At 50.4% G+C, this 20,425-nt stretch carries 21 protein-coding genes; 7 read left to right on the top strand and 14 right to left on the bottom strand.

Annotated elements, in window-relative coordinates; genetic code table 11:
• Positions 1 to 364: 364 nt before the first annotated feature.
• The 6 genes from ACEVG1_RS09975 (at position 365) to ACEVG1_RS09950 (ending at position 6,874) form a co-directional block, all read left to right on the top strand.
• A complete protein-coding gene (locus tag ACEVG1_RS09975) occupies positions 365 to 2,692 on the top strand; it encodes a TonB-dependent receptor plug domain-containing protein (RefSeq protein WP_374743513.1) in 2,328 nt (775 codons plus the stop codon).
• Between the two features lie 11 nt (positions 2,693 to 2,703).
• On the top strand, positions 2,704 to 3,924 hold the full coding sequence (locus ACEVG1_RS09970) for a DUF4374 domain-containing protein (protein ID WP_374743512.1): 1,221 nt from the start codon (positions 2,704 to 2,706) through the stop codon (positions 3,922 to 3,924).
• Positions 3,925 to 3,993: 69 nt separating this feature from the next.
• Complete coding sequence (locus tag ACEVG1_RS09965) at positions 3,994 to 4,326, top strand: hypothetical protein (protein ID WP_374743511.1); 333 nt, start codon at positions 3,994 to 3,996, stop codon at positions 4,324 to 4,326.
• A gap of 3 nt (positions 4,327 to 4,329) precedes the next feature.
• Complete coding sequence (locus ACEVG1_RS09960) at positions 4,330 to 4,611, top strand: hypothetical protein (protein ID WP_374743510.1); 282 nt, start codon at positions 4,330 to 4,332, stop codon at positions 4,609 to 4,611.
• 4 nt (positions 4,612 to 4,615) lie between these two features.
• Positions 4,616 to 6,322 carry a PepSY-associated TM helix domain-containing protein gene (locus ACEVG1_RS09955; protein ID WP_374743509.1) on the top strand — a complete coding sequence of 569 codons (1,707 nt, stop codon included), beginning with the start codon at positions 4,616 to 4,618 and terminating at the stop codon, positions 6,320 to 6,322.
• 75 nt (positions 6,323 to 6,397) lie between these two features.
• Positions 6,398 to 6,874, top strand: a complete 477-nt coding sequence (locus ACEVG1_RS09950; protein ID WP_374743508.1) for a GAF domain-containing protein — start codon at positions 6,398 to 6,400, stop codon at positions 6,872 to 6,874.
• Here ACEVG1_RS09950 and ACEVG1_RS09945 read toward each other — a convergent pair.
• From ACEVG1_RS09945 to ACEVG1_RS09880, 14 genes are all read right to left on the bottom strand, one after another.
• Positions 6,871 to 7,800: a WD40 repeat domain-containing protein gene (locus ACEVG1_RS09945; RefSeq protein ID WP_374743507.1), complete on the bottom strand. Its 930-nt coding sequence runs from the start codon at positions 7,798 to 7,800 to the stop codon at positions 6,871 to 6,873. The two genes, ACEVG1_RS09950 and ACEVG1_RS09945, sit on opposite strands and share 4 nt — an antisense overlap.
• An 86-nt stretch (positions 7,801 to 7,886) precedes the next feature.
• The gene (gene hisIE / locus ACEVG1_RS09940; RefSeq protein WP_374743506.1) at positions 7,887 to 8,537 is read right to left on the bottom strand and encodes a bifunctional phosphoribosyl-AMP cyclohydrolase/phosphoribosyl-ATP diphosphatase HisIE; all 651 of its coding nucleotides are present in this window, start codon (positions 8,535 to 8,537) and stop codon (positions 7,887 to 7,889) included.
• Positions 8,538 to 8,556: 19 nt separating this feature from the next.
• Entirely contained in the window at positions 8,557 to 9,312 is a 756-nt protein-coding gene (gene hisF, locus ACEVG1_RS09935) for an imidazole glycerol phosphate synthase subunit HisF (protein ID WP_374743505.1), read from the bottom strand.
• A gap of 5 nt (positions 9,313 to 9,317) precedes the next feature.
• A complete protein-coding gene (locus ACEVG1_RS09930; protein WP_374743504.1) occupies positions 9,318 to 10,067 on the bottom strand; it encodes a HisA/HisF-related TIM barrel protein in 750 nt (249 codons plus the stop codon).
• 25 nt (positions 10,068 to 10,092) lie between these two features.
• Positions 10,093 to 10,683 (bottom strand): imidazole glycerol phosphate synthase subunit HisH, encoded by a 591-nt coding sequence (gene hisH, locus ACEVG1_RS09925; RefSeq protein WP_374743503.1) that lies wholly within the window; start codon positions 10,681 to 10,683, stop codon positions 10,093 to 10,095.
• Positions 10,684 to 10,721: 38 nt separating this feature from the next.
• Positions 10,722 to 11,861, bottom strand: a complete 1,140-nt coding sequence (gene hisB, locus ACEVG1_RS09920) for a bifunctional histidinol-phosphatase/imidazoleglycerol-phosphate dehydratase HisB (RefSeq protein ID WP_374743502.1) — start codon at positions 11,859 to 11,861, stop codon at positions 10,722 to 10,724.
• Positions 11,862 to 11,957: 96 nt separating this feature from the next.
• Positions 11,958 to 13,022 carry a histidinol-phosphate transaminase gene (gene hisC / locus ACEVG1_RS09915; RefSeq protein ID WP_374743501.1) on the bottom strand — a complete coding sequence of 355 codons (1,065 nt, stop codon included), beginning with the start codon at positions 13,020 to 13,022 and terminating at the stop codon, positions 11,958 to 11,960.
• Positions 13,023 to 13,029: 7 nt separating this feature from the next.
• Positions 13,030 to 13,941, bottom strand: a complete 912-nt coding sequence (locus ACEVG1_RS09910; RefSeq protein WP_374743500.1) for a ribonuclease Z — start codon at positions 13,939 to 13,941, stop codon at positions 13,030 to 13,032.
• Positions 13,938 to 14,321, bottom strand: coding sequence for an STAS domain-containing protein (locus ACEVG1_RS09905; RefSeq protein ID WP_374743499.1), 384 nt, complete (start codon positions 14,319 to 14,321; stop codon positions 13,938 to 13,940). Before ACEVG1_RS09905 ends, ACEVG1_RS09910 begins: the two co-directional genes overlap by 4 nt.
• Positions 14,322 to 14,338: 17 nt before the next feature.
• Positions 14,339 to 15,289, bottom strand: a complete 951-nt coding sequence (locus ACEVG1_RS09900; RefSeq protein WP_374743498.1) for a phosphoribosylaminoimidazolesuccinocarboxamide synthase — start codon at positions 15,287 to 15,289, stop codon at positions 14,339 to 14,341.
• Between the two features lie 65 nt (positions 15,290 to 15,354).
• Positions 15,355 to 16,317, bottom strand: a complete 963-nt coding sequence (locus ACEVG1_RS09895) for a PhoH family protein (protein ID WP_374743497.1) — start codon at positions 16,315 to 16,317, stop codon at positions 15,355 to 15,357.
• A gap of 146 nt (positions 16,318 to 16,463) precedes the next feature.
• The gene (locus ACEVG1_RS09890; protein WP_374743496.1) at positions 16,464 to 18,290 is read right to left on the bottom strand and encodes an ABC transporter ATP-binding protein; all 1,827 of its coding nucleotides are present in this window, start codon (positions 18,288 to 18,290) and stop codon (positions 16,464 to 16,466) included.
• Between the two features lie 55 nt (positions 18,291 to 18,345).
• On the bottom strand, positions 18,346 to 18,885 hold the full coding sequence (locus ACEVG1_RS09885; RefSeq protein ID WP_374743495.1) for a hypothetical protein: 540 nt from the start codon (positions 18,883 to 18,885) through the stop codon (positions 18,346 to 18,348).
• A 40-nt stretch (positions 18,886 to 18,925) separates the two neighbouring features.
• A complete protein-coding gene (locus ACEVG1_RS09880; protein ID WP_374743494.1) occupies positions 18,926 to 19,705 on the bottom strand; it encodes an S-adenosyl-l-methionine hydroxide adenosyltransferase family protein in 780 nt (259 codons plus the stop codon).
• Positions 19,706 to 19,831: 126 nt separating this feature from the next.
• Here ACEVG1_RS09880 and ACEVG1_RS09875 point away from each other — a divergent pair, with 126 nt between their 5' ends.
• Complete coding sequence (locus tag ACEVG1_RS09875) at positions 19,832 to 20,398, top strand: Crp/Fnr family transcriptional regulator (protein ID WP_374743493.1); 567 nt, start codon at positions 19,832 to 19,834, stop codon at positions 20,396 to 20,398.
• Positions 20,399 to 20,425: the final 27 nt, after the last annotated feature.

The following is a 20,425-nucleotide window of genomic DNA, read 5'->3' as shown; positions in this document are numbered from 1 at the left end:
CCAGCCTAGCCGCCCTTCGCGGCCTTGAAAAGATTTTTCAAATAAATGGTTTGAAATATCAATGCAATTTTTACTTTTGCGTCATGTTATTTATACAAAGTCTAAATAAACGACGCGGCTCCAATCCCCCGTTTGGACGACAAGAATGGCGCGGAAACAATCTGGCCTCCGTTAAAAACGATTCGTTTAACCATATGTTTTATATAGCTACATGAAATAGAAGCATAAAAAAGCCGCGCTGGAGACGGTAATCTCCAGACAGCGGCAGTTGTTGTTTTGCAACCAGCGGTAACTGGCGGCAGAAACTTTTGGCCATCCCTTTAGCAGGTACAACGGCCAGCCTTTAATTTGAACACTAAAAGCAATGCAATATATTAAATTTTACGCAACCGCCGTATTATTATTCTGCGGCATCCTTTTGTGCCACGCCCAAGGAACCCATTACCAGCTCCGTGGAACCGTTACCGACGTAGACCACCAACCCCTGCACGGTGCAACCGTGAAGGTTGGTAACCTTACAGCCATTGCCGATACGGACGGCAGATACCATTTCGCCGACATTAGGCAGCAACAGGCGCACATAACGGTTACCGCAGTGGGCTTTGAACCGTATGCCGGCACCCGCACATTGACGCCGGGTGTGAATACGCTCAATGTTACCTTAGCCCCCCAAACCAACGAACTCGCCGCCGTAGACGTCATGGGCCTCACCAAGGCACAGGAGGTAAACCGGCAAGCCTATAACGTGACCGCCATAGACGCCACCAAACTTTACAACTCCACGATGGACATTTCGGGTGCACTGGATCGGGTAGCGGGTATCCGGGTACGGGAATCGGGTGGCTTGGGTTCCAATTTCAATTTATCATTGAACGGCTTCACGGGCAACCATATCCGCTATTTCATCGATGGCATCCCGATGGACAACTTTGGAAGCTCGTTCCAGATCAACAACATCCCGATCAACGCAGCGGAGCGCATCGAGGTATACAAGGGCGTTGTACCCATGTGGTTGGGTTCGGATGCGCTGGGTGGTGCCATCAATATCGTTACCGGCGATCGCTACCGTAATTTCGTAGACGCATCCTATTCTTACGGTTCTTTCAATACGCACCGTACGGTTGTAAACACGGCCTACACCAGCCGCGGCGGATTTACGGTACGCCTCAACGCGTACCAGAATTACTCGGACAATAATTATAAGGTAACGGTTGATGCAGCCGACATCAACACCGGGGCCTATACAGCCGGAACAACCATCCGCCGGTTTCACGACACCTACCACAACGAAGCGTTGGTAGCCAACATCGGGGTGGTCGACAAACCGTTCGCCGATCAATTGCTCGCGGGTATCACCTTGGGCAAAAACTATAAGGAAATCCAGACGGGCGCCCGTATGGTATCGGTATTCGGGGGGTGGCACCGCCGGGGCACCACCATCATGCCCACACTGAAATACAAGAAGGAGAACCTCATCCAAGGCCTCGACGTAACCGTCAATGCCAACTATAACCTCGGCTGGGAGCAAAATATCGATACCGTGGATGCCCGGTTCGATTGGTTCGGCAATTCGAAACCCACCGGCACCAACAGCGGCGAACGATCGCGTAGCCTTTACAAATACCGCAATAACGAGGGGCTTTCCACCGCCTCGTTCAACTACCGGATCGCTGAAAGGCACTCGCTGGCGCTCAACGATAATTTTTCGACCTTCCGCCGGGAAGGCAGCGACGAACTTAACCCCACCAACGCACAGTACGAACGCCAGAAACGCACCTACAAAAATGTATTGGGGCTGGGCTATCATTACGACATCAAAGACCTGTGGAGCACGACCGTATTCGTGAAGCACATCCATCAGCATAACCGGGACGGCGCAGACGCCGAGAATGCCATGGATAAACTGGGCTATGGCTTCGCCTCGGCCTATTACCTCACGCCACATCTCCAATTGAAGGCCTCTTATGAGCTGACCAACCGGATGCCCACGGCCTACGAAATATTCGGCGACGTAGAGAACCAGGAAGGTAATTTCGCGCTCAATCCCGAGCGGAGCAACAATGCCAACATCGGGTTGAACTACGACTTTTCTTTGCGCCGGGACCATCGCTTTTCGATGAACACAAACCTCATCTATAGACGCGCTTACGATTATATCTATTACAGGCTCAATAACAACCAATCGAAGATCGTGGCCGACAACCGCGATGGAGTGGAGACTTTCGGCGGTGACGCCGAGTTGCGGTATTCCTTCAAAAACTGGCTGATGGCTGGAGCGACATTGACCTACCAGCACATCATGAATACGCAGAAGTACGAAGAGGGTTATACGGGGGTCAGTCCGGTATATCGGGATCAGATGCCCAATATACCCTACCTCTTCGGCAACGCCGATGTAGCCGTAGTACTCCGGGATGTCGGCAAGCAGGGAAATACCCTCAATATTGGTTATAACCTACTTTTCGTGCACGACTTCTACCTCTATTGGCCCAGCCGGGGGGGAGATAAGCTCGATATACCGCAACAGCTCAGCCACGACTTCAACGTTGTCTATTCCATGCTGGATGGCCGGTACAACATCGCGCTGGAAGCCAAGAATATTACCGACACCCGGATGTACGATAATTTCAGTTTACAGAAGCCCAGCCGGGGCTTCTACCTCAACTTCCGTTATTTCTTTAACAAACGATAAAAACAAGTGAAATGAATATCAAATCAAACCCATTATTTTTAGGCGTTGCCGCTGCCACCCTGTTGGCATCTTGCAACAAAAGCGAACGTACACCCGATAACCCGGGCAATTTCATCATCGCCGTGACGCCTGCAGCCAGCACCGGCGTGGCCGATTACCTCCTCACGGCCAGCAGCCTCGACACCGGCCGCATTTCGACCGCCGGGCAAGGCGTGGAGCAAGATGGCACCTACCGGTATTATGTGACCCACAACAACAAGTTTTTCAGCCTGCTGTATGGACAGGGAAACCCCGGCGCCGTTACCACCTACAACATACTCGACGGCAAGCTCAACAAGCTGTCCAATTTCCAAACGGAAACCGTACAGGCTTTTGCGCCGGTTAATGACGACCTACTGATCATGAAGATCTCGCGCAACATCACCAATCCGTTTGCCAGCTGGTACCGCATCAATACCAACAGCCTGCAGATCGAAAGCGAAGGCCAGGTAAGCACCAGTGCTCCTTCGAGCAACGGTGAGCTGGCACATTTCAGCTGGATCAGGCAAGTGGGCAACAAGGTGTTCGCCCCCTATTTCTCCATCAAGGCTTGCTGCGGCGCCTCTTTCGAAACAGCCTACCCAGACAGTGCGTGGATTGCTGTATATTCCTACCCGGATATGCAACTGGAAAAAGTGATCAAAGACAATCGAACCAGCTTTCTCGGGCGCTATTTCGTAGATGGGCTCGGGCAGACGGAGAACGGAGACGTATACGCTTTCTCGGCATCGGTTGCGATGACCGACGGCGCTTTGTCATCTACCAAACCTTCGGCAGTTGTCAGAATCCCGGCAAACACCACCGAATTTGACCAGTCCTATTTCTTTGATATCGAAGCCGCATCGGCCGGATACAGCATCAGCGATTGGTTTTACGTTGGCCGCAACAAGTTTATTGTGTTGCTCAATACCGCCGAGGAAAAGGGCGCATACGCAGCGGGGAAAACGGTTGGCATCATCAACGTGGTAGACAAGACCTTCAAGAGAGTTACGGGGATGCCTGACGTGGCCGATATCAAATCCATCACCTCGTTGAATAACTACAGCCCGGAAGATGGCAGGTTTGGCTATGTGGGCGTTAACCTTACCTCTGGCGTAGGCTATATCTACAAGATCGACTCGGACAATGCCAGTGCTATGCAGGGCCTTCGGGTAGACGGAGGCACCATTACCGCCATCGAGCATTTGGATTAACCGCGTTGCACCGAGGCTTCCCGCGAATCGTAGCCCGACTCGTGGGAAGCCTTGCTTAAGAAACCACCCATGTACACCACGCTCTTCATCCTGATCACCATTGGCACGCTGTTGTTCTATGTGGCCTCGGCGAAGGTAAAACCCGAAAACAAGCCCTTGTGGGCCCACGGGTTTGTCCGAAAACCACGACTGGCCCGTATCATCGGCACATTGGTCTTTCTGGCAAGCTGGGCTGCCGTGGCTTTCCTGCAGGGTCCCGGTTCCGGTACCTTTGCCATGCTGGGTTACCTCATGGCCAGCTATTGCCTTGTGGTATTGCTTCAACCGCTGCGCTACTTCGACGCCACGCGATTGGCTGTCGTCGCCCTCACGGCAATCCTCTTGGAAATTTTCATCTTCTGATCCATGCCCGCAAATAAAAAATACCTTAGTTCGCCCTGGCAACGCTTCCTCAAAATCACGGCAGGTTTTGTGGGTGGCTACTTCGTGATGCTTTCCCTCCACTTGCTGCTCACCCACCTGTTCCCTCAGGAGCAAGTAGTCATCACGGCTTTCATTACCGGATATATCCTATGGGCCGTACTGCTCCTATTGGCATTCCTTTGCAAAAGCGGCTGGAAAATCTGGGGTATCTACCTCATATTGTCCGGCACTTTCTATGGGCTTTTCCATTTGCTAAACCATTGAGGCCATGAATATCAGAAACTACAATATCTATTTCAATACCCACACCATCAGCGGCATCATCATCTGCGCACTATTGTACGTTATTTTCTTCGCGGGTTCATTTTCTTTCTTCCGCGATGAAATCTCCGCTTGGCAGAAAAATCGTTCGGCCTACGCCCATCCGGCCTCGGCAAATGACTACGATTACCTGCTCGATTCCTTGCATGCTGCACACAACCTCTTAGGCAGGGACATCACTTTCTACGTGCAAGACAATAACGTGCAGGCCTACGTAAACATGGGTCCATCGCAAGACACCACGGTGAAGAAGAAATCAACCGGTGAGGACGGCCCACGACGCGGACGGCGGGGCCGCGGCAACGGCGATTCAGCGTATTTCCAGTACGATTTCAAACAAAACAAAGCTGGGTCCTATGCCGAATCCTATGACATGGGGGAATTCCTGTACCGATTGCATTTCCTGGCCCAACTCAACCAGGTTCCCATCCGCATAGGCACCCCTTTCGGCTATTTGGTAGCCGGTATCGTATCGTTCCTCTTCCTCTTTGCACTCATCACCGGCCTGTTACTGCATTGGGATAAAATCGTTTCCAACTTCTTCACCTTCCGGCCATGGAGCAAATGGAAAACCATCTGGACAGACATGCACACCGCTTTGGGCGTCATCGGATTCCCCTTCCAGCTTATGTATGCAGTTACGGGTGTTATCCTGATCGTCAATACCGCCCTTGTCCTTCCCTTCAGCAAGCTGCTATACGATGGCAACAGCGAGGAACTGTATACAGCCATCGGGTACAACGACGCGAGCACGTACGAATACGCATACCAACCCCTGGGTGAGCGTGTTGCCTTGAACCCTTATCTCCAGCAGGTCAGTGAACGGTGGCCCGGAAGCCACGCCAGCCGGATTTACATCAAAAACTACGGCGACCAGAGCATGCACATCACGGTAGAGGCCACGCCCAGTGTGGAAACAAACTTTGCGGGTGCCGGAAAAATCACCTTCCATCCTGCCAGCCACTCCATCACCACTGAAAAATCGCCCACCGTATCCGTCACCTACCTCGATCGCGTCAAGGCCCTCATCTATCGGTTACATTTCGGTGATTTCGGCGGATATCCTGTAAAAACCACGTTTTTCGTACTCGGCATCATGGGGTGCCTGGTCATCATCTCCGGCATCCTCATCTGGCTGGTTGCACGCGACAAGAAAAACATCCCCGCCCATAAGCGCAAGTTCAACTTTTGGGCAGCAAACGTGTTCGTGGCCATATGCCTTACCATGCTGCCTGTCACAGCGCTCACCTTCATCGCTATCAAGCTAAACCCCGCAGCCGACCAAACGTTCATCTACCGCATATACTTTTACAGTTGGCTGGCCTCATCGTGCCTCTACGTAGCGCGCAGGAATCTCCGCACCACCAATAAGGAGACGCTGGCACTCGGCGCGCTGCTTAGCCTGTGCATCCCGCTAGTAAATGGTATCAAAACCGGCCATTGGATGTGGCAGACCTATCGGACAGGCGCACTTGACATTTTCGTGGTGGACCTCTTATGGCTGGTCATCGGCATCGTTGGGGTAATCGCCGTATTACGGATCCGTGCAAACGAACGCAAGGTTGGCCCCGAAAAACCAGTTATCCCAGCTACGAGGGAAGTTGCGCCGATTACCCCGCTGGAAGAACCAAGGTCGGCGATTGACCATCCATAGGGTTTCTGTCCCTTGGGAAATTTGACTAACTTTGCCAGTAGGATACAGCGCGCCGGTTTTCATTCAATCATCACCATGGCAGAGGAATTCAATATCGCCCACGGCACCAAGGAAGAGCAATATAAGGCATTGTTACCCCAGCTCCGGGCGTTGGTAACCGGAGAGGGTGACCTTATTGCCAATATGGCGAACATATCGGCGGTACTTAAGGCACAATTCGATTTCTTTTGGGTCGGGTTCTACCTCATCAGGGCCAATGAGTTGGTCTTGGGTCCGTTTCAGGGCCCGGTGGCTTGTACACGCATCGCCAAGGGAAAAGGGGTATGTGGTGCCGTTTGGGAACAGGCAAAAACGCTCATTGTACCCAACGTGGATATATTCCCCGGACATATCGCCTGCAACGGGCAATCCAAATCAGAGATTGTTGTCCCTGTAGTGGCAAAGGGCGAAGTGATTGCGGTATTGGATGTGGACAGTGAATACCTCAACCATTTTGACGAGGTGGACAGGAGATATTTGGAGCAGGTGGTAACATTACTGGAACTCGACTAAACGCCGGGTTCCCAACTCACATCCCAAACCATTACCCGCTTATCGTCGCTTACCGAGACCAACTGGTTTTTATAGGGATTCCATACGATATCATTGATGGATAGGAAATGGCTGTCGAAACCTTTCTCGAAACTGATGGTGCGCAACAGCCTGAAATCGCCCGCCGCCCAGAGCTTGATACTCTTGTCGCGGCTTGCGGTAGCAAAAATAGGCAGCGTAGGGTGGTAGGTAATGGCATAGACCGTAAACAGGTGTGGCGTAAAATCCTTTACGAGTGCAAAACCACCTATATCGAGGACGTGAAGCTGTGCATCTCGCCCTCCCGTGAGTAGGTATCGGCCATCGGGTGAAAAACAGAGAGACGTGACCGGTCGGCTATGTCCCGGCAGCTCTTCCACAAACGTGTAGTCCACCGCATTGTATAGCTTCACTTCCCCTTCTTTCGTACCGAATACGACCCACCGCTCGTCGTTGCTGATGGCTATGGTGCGAACCGTTTGTGTTGATACCTTAAAATGGTATAACAGTTCATAGGTGTCCGTATTCCATATCGACACGGTACCGTCTTCAGACGAAACCACGAGTTCGGGCTTGTTCTTGAACGATTTAATCGCAAAGACAGGGCGCTGATGATGTTCGAGTCGAGCGACCAGCTGTTGGGTTTGGGTATCTATCACCCCTATTTTCCCATCGCGGGCACCGATGGCCAAGAGGGTTGAATGGGCTATGAGATGTAGGGCATAAACTGAAAATTGCACGGGATATAGGATCCGTTCAAACGCCATTGTCCTGAGGTCCCATTGTACCACGCCTTTGTCATTCCCACCGGTGAATACGATGGCCGGATCGGGCGCATTCTCAATAGCGAATATCGGGTTCTGGTGCCCCGATAGGGTGCCTGCTTTAGTTATTTGAAGTCTGTGCATGCTTGCTGAACGCGGATTACGCGGATTTTACAGATTCACGCGGATTTATTTCCTTACCATCGGGGCTATTACCTATTGGTCCCTTATCACTGGTGTCGGCTCTCCAGGTTCTTGGCAACTGCCTCGAGGGGCACATTTTTCTCGCGCAATAATACGAGTAAGTGGAACACCAGATCGGATGCCTCGTTTACAAAATCGATTTCTTCTTCGGCCAATGCAGCGATAACCGTTTCAACGGCCTCTTCACCCACTTTTTGGGCGATCTTATTCAAACCCCGTCCACGCAACCGGTTCACGTACGAATCGGCTGTCGGAAACTGGTAACGGTTCTCAATGATCCGTATGAGTTCAAAAATGAAGTTGTGGTTATACGCGGTATTGAAGCAGCTCCGGCTACCCGTGTGGCACGTAGGCCCCTTGGGTTGCGCTTTTATTAAAATGGTATCCCTATCACAATCGATGTGGGTGCTGACCACTTCCAGGAAGTGTCCACTTTCCTCGCCTTTTGTCCACAACCTGTTTTTGCTTCTGGAGAAAAAAGTTACACGCCCATCCTGTTGTGTTTTATGCCATGCTTCTTCATTCATATAACCCAGCATCAACACTTCCAGTGTTTGTGCATCCTGTATGACAGCCGGAATCAGGCCGCCGCTTTTCTCGAAGTCAAGTTGTTCGTTCATTTGTTTTTCTGCTCTTTGCCTTTCTACTCTTTGCTGTTTGCCACCAACATATCCCAAAAAGTGAAAAAACAATTATTTACTGCCTCACCGCAATCCCGTGCTGCCGCAACTCATCCTTCAGCTCCGGAATCAATATCTCGCCGTAATGGAATACAGACGCCGCCAGAGCCGCATCGACGTTGGCCTGCTCAAACACGTCGATAAAGTGCTGCTTATTGCCCGCCCCGCCCGAAGCAATGAGCGGTATGGATATATGGTCGTTTATCGCTTTCAAAAAGCCACAGTCAAATCCATTCTTGGTACCATCGTGGTCCATCGAAGTCAGCAAAATCTCGCCTGCCCCACGGCGCTCGGCCTCCTTAATCCACACCTCGGTATCGATATCCGTTTTGAGCCGACCACCGTTGAGGTGTACATAATTTTTACCTTCCACGTTGCGTGTATCAACCGCCACTACGACAAACTGCTTACCAAACGCCGCGGCCAACTGATTGATCAGTTCGGGGTTCCGCACAGCGGCCGAATTGATCGATATCTTATCGGCCCCAGCGTGCAGCAACACATCGGCATCGGCCAGTTCATTGATTCCACCACCGATGGTAAAGGGGATGTTCACTTGTCTCGCCACGGCTTTTACCAGCTCCATCGTGGTTTTGCGGCGCTCGTGGGTGGCCGTAATATCCAGGAAAACCAATTCGTCCGCCCCCTGCCGCGAATACTGCCAAGCCAACTCAACCGGGTCGCCTGCATCGCGCAGATCGACAAAGTTGACACCCTTTACGGTGCGGCCATCTTTCACATCCAAGCACGGAATGATACGTTTAGCTAACATCGTGTCTAAAAACGGATCAACGACTTCAGGTTCCACTCCTTGATTTGTTCGATGGAGATGTGGTTTTCGTAAATGGCTTTGCCGATTACACACGCTTCCATGTGGATGGCGTCGAGGTCTTTCACATCGGCCATCGAGCTGATACCACCAGAAGCGATGAGTTTGATAATGGGCGAGTGCTCCATTAATTTTTTATAAAGTTCCACGCCGGCACCCCCCAATTTGCCGTCTTTATTGATATCGGTACATAGAAAACGGAAGAATCCCAGCGACAGGCATCGGTCGATATAATCAAGCAACTTCACCGGAGAGCTCTCCATCCAGCCGGAATACTTGATCACTTCATCCAGCACATCGATGGCGATAACCACGTGGTCGGCATATTTGTACTTACCACGGTTGAGCTTGCTCAGTTCATCCAGAAAATCCGGATTCGTGATGGCTTGCGTACCTACCACCACTCGGTGGATGCCCGCATCCACCAGTTCCTGTACTTTCTCAATGCTTCGAACCCCTCCACCGTATTGCACTTTCATATCCGTTTTGCGGACGATATCGAACAGGTAGCTTTGGTTGGAAAAGTCGCCTTTGGCGCCATTAAGATCAATAATGTGCACAAATTCGGTCCCATTTGATTGGTACCTTTCGATCATTTCTTCGAGGCTCACCTCATAGATGGTCGCATCGTCGTAATTGCCTTCGCGCAAACGAACTACTTTCTTGTCTAAAACATCTATTGCCGGAATGATATACATAATTCTCTTAATAGGGGTTGATCTACTATAATTTTGAAAAATTCAACAATAACCGTTCGCCTGCTTCGCCGGATTTCTCAGGATGGAATTGCACACCATAAAAATTCCTGTCCTGCAGTGCGGCGGAAAACTTCAGCCCATATTGGGTATAAGCGGCGGTAAAAGTAGCATTATATTCAATAAAATAAGCGTGAACAAAATAAAAGTAGGCATCTTTTCCCACATTGTCGAATAATGGACAATCGTTTTCAGGAAACACCCGATTCCAGCCCATGTGGGGCACTTTTCCTGCAATGCGGTTCTCGAAATGTAACGTTTTCAATGGCACCACGTTGAGCAGCGAGCTGTCGCCCTCTTCCGAGTAAGCGGTAAGCAGTTGCATCCCCACGCATATGCCCAATACGGGTTTGGTAAGCTGACCTACGCAAGCCGCTAACCCCGAAGCCTGCAATTTGCGCATAGCGGCACCCGCATGCCCCACACCGGGGATGATGATCCGGTCGTAGCCGTCCAACTCGTCCGACTGGTTGACCATCCCATAAGGGATATCCAACCGATCTAACGCCGCCGTCAGCGAAAAGATGTTACCCGCACCATAATTGATGATTCCTATCATGCTTCTTTGCTATTTGCTTTTTTGCTTTGCCCACGCCCTTACAACACCCCCTTGGTGCTGGGCAACTCCATATGTTCCGCATCGCGCCGCACCGCTTTTTTTATCGACTTGGCGAATGCCTTGAAAATAGCTTCTATTTTATGATGTTCGTTTTCACCTTCCGCCTTGATATTCAGGTTGCATTTTGCAGCATCTGAAAAGGATTTAAAGAAATGGAAAAACATCTCCGTGGGCATATCGCCGATCTTCTCACGCTTAAATTCAGCATCCCATACCAGCCAGCTACGGCCACCGAAATCAATGGCTACCTGCGCCAGGCAATCGTCCATCGGCAAGGTAAAGGCATATCGCTCGATGCCGCGTTTGTCACCCAGGGTTCTCGCCATAAGCTCACCTAATGCAATTCCCGTATCCTCTATGGTATGATGTTCATCGATATGCAAATCGCCTTTCGCCCGTATGGTGAGGTCGATGTTTCCGTGCCGGGCAAGCTGGTCGAGCATGTGGTCGAAAAACGGCATTCCGGTCGTGATGTCCGACCTGCCCTTGCCATCAAGGTTTGCCTTGATGTAAATATCGGTTTCATTGGTTTTCCGGTGATGCTCGCCCACACGTTCGCCTAGTTTCAAAAACTCGTAGATCGCTTTCCAATCCGAGGTTTCCAACGCCACGACCGACGCATCGACTTGGTGGGCCTCGGTCGCTCCCAGCGCATCATTGTTCCGAAGCCAAATAGCTTTAGCTCCCAGGTTCTGTGCCAATTTAACGTCATTGATGCGGTCGCCGATGACGAACGAATGGGCAAGGTCATATACCCCTTCATTAAAATAGGCACCTAGCAAGGCCGTTCCCGGCTTTCGTGTGGGCGCGTTCTCATGGGGAAATGTACGGTCGATGTGTTCTGCGGTAAATATCACCCCCTCACCCGCGAACGTGTCGAGGATAAAGTGGTGCACGGGCCAGAAGTTTTCTTCGGGGTGCGAAGCGGTACCCAAACCGTCTTGGTTTGACACCAGAACCAACTCGAAATCGAGCTCACGGGCAATGCGCGGCAGATATTGCAACGCCCCCGGGTAGAATTTCAATTTGGAGAAGGAATCAATCTGTTCGTCTTCCGGCTCGGTAATCAGTGTACCGTCCCGGTCTATAAATAATAATCGCTTAATTGTATTCGACATCGCTATTCGTTATCACCAAAATCTCATTATGCAGATCGCCTATGGCAACAAGCCCGCTAAATTCATAAAAATTTACGAGCTCTTTGCAACCCGGCATCAATTTCCAGGTTGGAATCGCCCCAATGCCGCTATCAACATCGTATTCTCCTCCGGCGTACCCACCGTTAGGCGAAGGCAACCTGCGCATAGCTCCACCTTTGATCGATCGCGTACAATGATGCTTTCGCCCACCAGGTACTCGTACAATGCCCGTGGGTTGTCTGTCTTTGCCAGAATAAAATTGGCATCAGAAGGATATACGTGGGTCACGAAATCAAACGTGCGCAGGCTCTCCGAAAGTTTATCACGCTCGGCAACGGTGGTTTTAATCCATTCGTTCACTTGGTCAATCTGATCCAATGCGCTCAACGCGAGTTCTTGCGTAGCTTGGTTGATGTTGTACGGCGGTTTGATTTTATTGAATACCTCGATGATTTCCTCACTGGCAAAGGCCATGCCCAGCCGTAACGCAGCCAGCCCCCATGCCTTTGATAGGGTCTGCAATACCACCAGGTTACTATACTCCGTCAGCTCCTGGATGAACGTCTTCTGCCGTGAATAATTGATGTAGGCTTCATCGACGACCACCAGTCCGTTGAAGTTGGCCAACACCGTTTCTACATCCTCCCGATGCAATGAGTTGCCGGTAGGGTTGTTTGGCGAGCAAAGGAAAATCAATCGCGTATTCGCATCGATTGCCTCTGCAATACCCTCCAAATCGAGTTGGAAATCGGCTGTCAGGTTTACCCGCTTAATGGCCACATCGTTGATGTTGGCCGACACCTCGTACATGCCGTAGGTGGGTGGCACCAGGATGATGTTATCGATACCGGGACGGCAAAACGCACGGAACAGGATATCGATCGCTTCGTCGCTGCCGTTGCCTAGAAACATGTTGCGCGCGGGCACCCCTTTGATAGCGCTCAATTTCAACTTCAGTTGATGTTGTAAAGGATCCGGATAGCGGTTGAAAGGACGATCGAGCGGTGATCCGAACGCATTCTCGTTCGCATCCAGCAAAACGGATGCTTCGCCTTTGAACTCATCGCGTGCAGATGAGTAGGGCGTAAGCTGCCGTATATTTTCACGCAGTAGTTTTGTCAGATCAAATGTTGTTGTCATTATCAAATTAAATAGGATACCAATTTCCTTCCTGTGCCAATTGGGTGGCTTCGAATACCGATCTGCTTTCGAGCAGCAGCGGTTTCAAATCTTTATATCTTGCCGAGTAATGCCCGATAAGCAATTTTTTTGCTTCCGCTTCGGCAGCGATTTCCGCGGCCTGCAATGCCGTGGTGTGGTATGTATCTACTGCACGGTCAAGCATTTCATGCAGAAATGTTGCCTCATGGTACAATAGGTCCACCTGCCGGATGGAGGGCAAGTAACGCGTTGTCCTTACCGTATCTGAGCAATAGGCGTAACTCCGCGACGGTGGCGGTGCAATGGTCAACTCCTGCCAGCGATGCACGGTGCCATCGGGGGCCGTATAATCCTGTCCTCTTTTTATCGATGGCAGGAGCGCCGTGGGTATTCCGACAGCCGCAACCTTTTCCCGATCAATAGCCGGGAGGTGCTCTTTTTCATCGAAGCGGAATCCTGTACAGGCAATCCGGTGATTCAGCGGGAAGGTACTCACTTGCAAGTTCTCGTTTTCAAACACCACACTTTCTGTTTCGTCTTGGGTAGTGTGCATATGCAACGGATACCGCAGCTCGGTCTGTGAATGCAAAAAATGCAGCTCGACGATTTCCTTCAGCCCGGGCGGCCCGTATACATGCAACTCATCTTTGCGACCCACCAAGTGCATGGACGAAACCAGTCCGATTAAGCCCAGGTAATGGTCGCCATGCAAATGGCTGATGAAGATATGTTTGATGCGATTGCTTTTGACGCCGTATTTAATCAACTGTACCTGAGTGCCCTCTCCGCAATCCACCAAATAAAGCTGTTCATTGACGTTGATAAGCTGCGCAGTGGGGTGGCGACCATAAATCGGCGTGGCGGAGCTACTTCCCAATATCAATACATCAAATCTCATCCCTCTTCTGCAGCACCCCGCAAGTCCCGTTCAAGTTCTTTCGAAAATATCATATCCTCGGCCTCGGCTGCATTTGGGGCGATGGTAAATACCCCATCCAGTTTGCATACTGAAATCAGGTTTTTGATGCGTTGGTTTGCGCAAGCGAGGATAAAAACACCCCCCGCTGTTTTACACATGCGATGTGCCAATAGGCCTACGCGCAGCCCCGAAGAGTCGGCATCTTTGACATGCGACAAGTCAAGCACGATATTACTTTGCCCGCCAGAATTCCGCAATACAAATTCTGCCTTGATCTTCGGTGCCGAATCACCGTCTAACATCTCCACATGAGGTTGGATGGTGACATATTTCTCGTGTTTGTCAATGGTGAATTTCATTCTGTACAATCATCTTTTTATTCAACGATTTGCTGAAGCGCGGCTTTTGTATGCTCCACTATCCGGTCAGACAGATCCCCGCGTTCGGGATAGATAAATCGCTCACCGGTGATGTGTTCAAAGAGCTCGATATACCTTTCAGAAATCGAAGATACGATTTCATCTGTCATTTCCGGCACTTGCTGACCTTCTTTTCCTTGAAAGCCGTTTTCAATCAGCCATTTTCGCACAAATTCTTTCGAAAGCTGCCGTTGCGGTTTACCTTCCCGTTGCAACTGTTCGAAACCATCGGCATAAAAGTAACGCGACGAATCGGGTGTATGGATTTCGTCTATTAGGTATATTTTGCCATCCTTTTTACCGAACTCGTATTTCGTATCTGCCAAGATCAGTCCACGTGCTGCTGCCAACTCGGCGCCCCGCTTATACAACGCCTTGGTATAGGTTTCCAGTTGAGCATAGTCTTCGGCAGACACGATTCCCTGTGCAAGGATATCCGCCCGGGAAATGTCTTCGTCGTGGCCTTGGTCTGCCTTGGTTGTAGGCGTAATGATCGGTTCGGGCAAGCGATCGTTCTCACGGAGCCCTTCGGGTAGTGGCTCCCCGCAAACCTCGCGCTTGCCGGCTTGGTATTCACGCCATGCGTGGCCAACCAAGTAGCCGCGGATGACCATCTCTACCTTGAATGGTTGGCATTGATGGCCGATGGTGACACACGGGTCTGGTACCGAAACAACCCAATTGGGCACGATGTCTTCGGTCGCTTTCAAGAACTTGGCCGCTACTTGGTTCAACACCTGCCCCTTGTAGGGGATGGCCCGTGGCAGTACCACGTCAAAAGCCGAAATCCGGTCGGTGGCCACCATCACCAAGTACTTTTCGCCAATGGTATATACATCGCGTACTTTACCGCGGTAAAAGGCCCGCTGCCCTTCAAAATGGAAATTTGTTTCTTTTATCGTATTCATCGTGATTTGATGACTTGAAAATTCAATGATTTGAAGATTTGACAATGAGTCGATGCATCATCATATCAAATATCACCATAAGCGGCCAATATCCGTTTGACCAATTTATGCCGCACCACGTCAACACCCGTGAGGTGGATAATGTCTATCCCATCAATACCCTCCAGCAACCGCAATGCCGTAGGCAAGCCCGATTGCTGCTTTTTAGGCAAGTCAATCTGTGTAACGTCACCGGTAACGATGAACTTCGCCGTCGGGCCCATCCTTGTAAGGAACATTTTCATCTGCATGTCCGTGGTGTTCTGGGCTTCGTCCAAAATGACAAAACAGTTATCCAACGTACGCCCACGCATAAACGCCAGGGGGGCCACCTCGATGGTACGGTTTTCGAGGAAGACCTTCAGTTTTTCGGCGGGGATCATATCATCCAGCGCATCGTAAAGCGGCCGCAGGTACGGGTCTACTTTTTCTTTCAGGTCTCCGGGCAGGAATCCAAGATTTTCGCCGGCTTCTACCGCCGGCCTGGTGAGGATAATGCGCCGTACCTCCTTATTGCGCAAAGCGCGCACAGCCAACGCTACTGCCGTATAGGTTTTGCCTGTACCCGCGGGGCCGATGGCAAACAGGATATCATTCCGGACGATGCTTTCCACCATTCGCCGTTGGTTTGCCGTCCGGGCCTTTACGACGATACCATTTGGCCCGAAAACAATGGGCTCGCCACCACCTGTGGCTACCTTTTCGCTGTTCTGCTTAGTGGGTACTTCGCCCTCCTTTACAGATCCCAAAATCGTTTCTACGTCATTTGAGGTCAGGCTATTATATCGCTCTACATGCGATACAATTTTATCGAATTGTTTTTTAAACAACGCCATTTCCCGCTCGTCGCCAAGCACTTTCACCTCGTTGCCCCGGGCTACGATTTTCAGTTTCGGGAATTGCTTTTTGAACACTTCGAAGTGTTCGTTCTGTGCACCCCACAACATGGCGGGATTCACATACTCCAACGTGATATTTAACTCGTTCAAATTCGTTTTTTCAGCTATCTGCTTTATACCCTACCTCGATTTGCTGTTGCCTATCCGGCAGGTCATACAGCATCCAAACATAGCTAATTTCCTTTTTATTTGCAATATCGCCTAGGCATGCAATGTACACCTAGCACTTTCCTATGCTATCTTTCGGCAAGTTGCAGTTTGTATAAATGGTGGTACAAACCCTCCCCTTTATCCATCAGCGAATCGTGCGTACCCGAAGCAACCACTTTTCCTGCTTCCACTACCACAATCTGGTCGGCCTCACGGATGGTAGACAGCCGGTGGGCGATGATGATGGACGTGCGGCCTTTCATTAATTCTTCCAAGGCCTGTTGCACCTGGCGCTCCGATTCGGAGTCGAGCGAAGAGGTGGCTTCGTCGAGGATAAGGATTGCTGGATCCTTGAGCAGCGCGCGGGCTATGGCGATGCGTTGGCGTTGGCCACCGGACAATTTCACGCCACGCTCGCCTACCATGGTATCGTATCCCTTCGGGAAATCCATGATGAAACCATGGGCATTGGCGCGCTGGGCTGCGGTGATAATCTCTTCCGCATCGGCGCCAAGCCTTCCATACGCAATATTCTCACGGATGGTGCCGCCGAAAAGCAACACATCTTGTGGTACGATGGCTACCTGGCCGCGTATATCCGTAAGGGGGTAATCGTCGGCCGCCCTCCCATCGAACAAGATACTGCCGCTATCGGGCTTATAAAATTGCAGTACCAAGGCTGCAATCGTAGATTTACCCGTTCCACTGGGGCCTACAATGGCAAGTTTCTCACCCGCCTGCACCTCAAACGAAACACCTTTCAATACGGTGATTTCGCGGCGCGAAGGGTATGCAAACGTTACATTTTCAAATGCAATGGTACCCCCGATGGGGTGTTCGATGGTCTTTTCGGCTTGCAGCAACCCGGCATCTTCCTGTTGCTCATCGAGGATTTCGATCACGCGTTCGCTAGCACCGATGGCCTTTTGGATATTGGCGTACAACTCGGGGAAGCTGCCCATGGAGCCCGCTACAAATATGGAGTACAGGATATAGGTGGTGAGGTCGCCCACGGAAATATCGCCGGCAGACACCAAGGCCGATCCGTACCAGATGACCGCTACGACAGCACCGAAAAGGCAGAAGATAATAAACGACGCAAATATGCCACGGTACGTGGCGCCCTTTACCGCGATTTTGACGACCGCCTGGAGCGTTTTCGAATAGCGCGATGCTTCATAGGCTTCATTCACAAATGCCTTGACATTGCTGATGCCTTGCAGCGTCTCCTGCACCACCGTATTCGATTCGGCCAACTTATCTTGCGCCTGGCGCGACAACTTGCGGATGAACCGGCCGAATACGACCGCGACGACCACCAATACCGGTAGGATGCTCAGATTGAGTAAGGTAAGCTTGGACGAAACAATGAACAACCAGCATACGCCGCCGGTAAGCAAGATAACCTGCCGGATGATCTCAGCGAAGGTAGTGGTCATCGTATCCTGTATCTGAGACAAATCCGCCGACAGGCGACTATTGAGCTCCCCTACCCTGCGGTTGGAGAAAAAATCGAGGGGCAGCGTGATCAGGTTGTGGTACGAATCGCGCCGGATATCCGCCAATGATTTTTCCGCGACCTCCACGAAAAGACGGATACGGAAAAAAGAAACCGCAGATTGTACAAACAGGATGACGAAGGAAATGACACCAATGGTATGGATATCGACGGCGAGCCAATCGTACTTCACTTTACCTTGGGCGGCGTCAATCATGGCCCCGAGCAAAGCAGGAAAGGTAAGTGCCGTAAGGCTTGACAGGAACAAGAATACCATGCCAATGATGAATTTACCACGGTAAGGCCTCAAATAAGCCAGCAGCTTACTCGCTTTTTTTAATGTTGTCTTTGTCAGCTTCGGTTTGGGCAGGTCCTCCGATGGCGTATTCCCACTGTTTAGCCGTTGTCTTGCCATGTCCTATAAATAAAAATTATAGGGGCAAAAGTATAGACAATAATGTTGCCGGGCATCATGCTTTCGTCAATTTTTGGCGGCGGACGACCAGAAATATGCCCATGCCCGCCAACGCCAACGTAGCAAGAACCAATAATCCTTGATTGCGCTGGTTGGTTTTTTCAAGCTTATCGACCTCACCGGCTAGGCGCTCCTGCGATTGCTGCAACTTACTGATCGTCTTGATGTATCCGTTGATACGTCCATCAAATTCATTTGCCTGTTGAACCACTTGCGACTTTTCAAAGTCCTTATAATCCAAGAGCATCTTGGTTTCGCGGAAGATGTCGTTATCTGTAAGAACGATTTGCTTCAAGATATCGATCGAAGCCTGCATATCCTTTTTGGTCTTTAGCCCAAAAATTCCCGTCCGCTTCTTGAGGCTCTCATCAAACTGACCGAAGCGTGCACTGCGCTGTTGCAGCAGGTCGTTCACTTTTTGACGTTGGGCTTCGTACCCGGAGGTATCCGGGGTAACTGATTGACCAACAGCTGCCGGGCAAAACAGCCACATGCCAATCAGCCATACCGTGGTAACAAGATAATAAAATCGCATGGGAATGAGCGGTCAAAAAACGGACCAAGATTACGGCGAATCACTTTCCGAACTCCAAGCGGATGATATCGCCCTTATGGAGCCCCAATAGGCCGCTCGCATTGCCCTTGTTGATGGCTATTTCCAAGTGGTTGCTGATGCCGAACAAACAGAGCTTCTCCCCCTCGGGTACGTCGTTGTAATGCCAGCTCATTTGCTCAATGGTCTCGTTGCGCCTGAAGTACAGGGTGAAGTTGCGGCTGCGCTGTACTTTATTGAATAATTCTTTACTGATATTACTGATCACATTGCCGAAGGAATCGACGAAAACCACGCTTCCCCGCAGGCTATCTTTCTCAACGACGGGCTGTACCAATGTCCGGTCCACCACTTTGTCCACTGGGTCGCCCACGTCAGCAAGTCCCCCCCCTTTAGCAAGGACACATGCTGCCTTTGCAAAAATATCGGTCAGCGGAAAATGCAGGTATTTGAGGTCCTGGATGATATTCAACTCCACGGCCTCCTCGGGCAGGCCATCTAGTATCAGCGAAAAAATCCCGTTATCGGCACCCACAAAGTAATGTCCTTTGTGCAACAGGGCAAGGTAACGCGTATCTTGGTTGAAGACCGAATCGATGCCGATCAAGTGAACGGTCTTTTTGGGAAAATACGGGTAGGCATTTTTCAGCACGAAAGCGGCATATTGGATATCGAAAGGCGGTATATCGTGGGATATATCGACCAGTCGCACTGCCGGAAACTGGCTGATGATGCTCCCCTTAAGTGCAGCTTGGTAGAAATCCTTATGTCCTAAATCTGTTGTTAAGGTAATGATACCCATACCCGCTTTTCTTAAATTGTTGCAAACTTAGATAAAGTTGCCATCATATCCAATTTATGCGCTTGTGGTCATTTAGCACTTTGATTAGCTTTGCATACCAACATCCAACGAATGAATTGACCGAATATGGGACGGTATGAATATTTTAAACGCTTTCACGATATCGGGCAAGTCGACTACGATTTGCTGACGCAAAACCTCAAAGCCAAAACTTTTAAGAAAGGTGACATAATTACTGTTCCCGGCCAAATTCAACGAGAGCTTTACTTTGTGAATAGGGGTGTTCAAATGTCTTTCTTTGACGCAGACAACAAAACACACGTCGTAGCTTTTACCTATCCGCCAAACTTATGCGCCATTCCCGAATCATTTTCGTTTCAAGTTCCGTCAAAACACTTTTTGACTTGCCTTACCGACAGTGAGTTGGAATACATCACTTTTGACGAATTGCAAAAACTCTTTGATCAATCGCAACAAATTGAGCGGCTTTTCAGACGAATGACAGAAGCAGTTTTGGCAGGTGTGATCAACCGACACCTTGAGTTGCATAGTATGACGATTGAAGAAAGGTATAAAACTTTTTGCCAACGTAGTTCCCATTTGCTTCAGTTTGTGTCGCACAAACACATCGCCTCCTATTTAGGTATTGACCCGACCAATTTCAGCAAGTTGTTTAATACCGTAATGTTCTGATGTTGGTCTACACCAACTTTTATATTC

Source organism: Parapedobacter sp. 2B3, from assembly GCF_041925275.1.
In the GTDB taxonomy this organism is placed as follows: Bacteria; Bacteroidota; Bacteroidia; order Sphingobacteriales; family Sphingobacteriaceae; genus Parapedobacter; species Parapedobacter pyrenivorans_A.
Note: the sequence above shows the minus strand (reverse complement) of the source record. Positions and strands in the feature narration are given on the sequence as shown.

Excerpts from the sequence above, each read along its gene's own strand:
- hisC (WP_374743501.1), bottom strand. The coding sequence starts at position 13,022 with ATGACAACAACATTTGATCTGACAAAACTACTGCGTGAAAATATACGG.
- ACEVG1_RS09910 (WP_374743500.1), bottom strand. The coding sequence starts at position 13,941 with ATGAGATTTGATGTATTGATATTGGGAAGTAGCTCCGCCACGCCGATT.
- ACEVG1_RS09945 (WP_374743507.1), bottom strand. The coding sequence starts at position 7,800 with ATGCACAGACTTCAAATAACTAAAGCAGGCACCCTATCGGGGCACCAG.
- ACEVG1_RS09900 (WP_374743498.1), bottom strand. The coding sequence starts at position 15,289 with ATGAATACGATAAAAGAAACAAATTTCCATTTTGAAGGGCAGCGGGCC.
- ACEVG1_RS09890 (WP_374743496.1), bottom strand. The coding sequence starts at position 18,290 with ATGGCAAGACAACGGCTAAACAGTGGGAATACGCCATCGGAGGACCTG.
- ACEVG1_RS09885 (WP_374743495.1), bottom strand. The coding sequence starts at position 18,885 with ATGCGATTTTATTATCTTGTTACCACGGTATGGCTGATTGGCATGTGG.
- hisB (WP_374743502.1), bottom strand. The coding sequence starts at position 11,861 with ATGTCGAATACAATTAAGCGATTATTATTTATAGACCGGGACGGTACA.
- ACEVG1_RS09955 (WP_374743509.1), top strand. The coding sequence starts at position 4,616 with ATGAATATCAGAAACTACAATATCTATTTCAATACCCACACCATCAGC.
- ACEVG1_RS09965 (WP_374743511.1), top strand. The coding sequence starts at position 3,994 with ATGTACACCACGCTCTTCATCCTGATCACCATTGGCACGCTGTTGTTC.
- ACEVG1_RS09970 (WP_374743512.1), top strand. The coding sequence starts at position 2,704 with ATGAATATCAAATCAAACCCATTATTTTTAGGCGTTGCCGCTGCCACC.
- hisF (WP_374743505.1), bottom strand. The coding sequence starts at position 9,312 with ATGTTAGCTAAACGTATCATTCCGTGCTTGGATGTGAAAGATGGCCGC.
- ACEVG1_RS09930 (WP_374743504.1), bottom strand. The coding sequence starts at position 10,067 with ATGTATATCATTCCGGCAATAGATGTTTTAGACAAGAAAGTAGTTCGT.
- ACEVG1_RS09875 (WP_374743493.1), top strand. The coding sequence starts at position 19,832 with ATGGGACGGTATGAATATTTTAAACGCTTTCACGATATCGGGCAAGTC.
- ACEVG1_RS09950 (WP_374743508.1), top strand. The coding sequence starts at position 6,398 with ATGGCAGAGGAATTCAATATCGCCCACGGCACCAAGGAAGAGCAATAT.
- ACEVG1_RS09960 (WP_374743510.1), top strand. The coding sequence starts at position 4,330 with ATGCCCGCAAATAAAAAATACCTTAGTTCGCCCTGGCAACGCTTCCTC.
- ACEVG1_RS09975 (WP_374743513.1), top strand. The coding sequence starts at position 365 with ATGCAATATATTAAATTTTACGCAACCGCCGTATTATTATTCTGCGGC.
- ACEVG1_RS09880 (WP_374743494.1), bottom strand. The coding sequence starts at position 19,705 with ATGGGTATCATTACCTTAACAACAGATTTAGGACATAAGGATTTCTAC.
- ACEVG1_RS09905 (WP_374743499.1), bottom strand. The coding sequence starts at position 14,321 with ATGAAATTCACCATTGACAAACACGAGAAATATGTCACCATCCAACCT.
- hisH (WP_374743503.1), bottom strand. The coding sequence starts at position 10,683 with ATGATAGGAATCATCAATTATGGTGCGGGTAACATCTTTTCGCTGACG.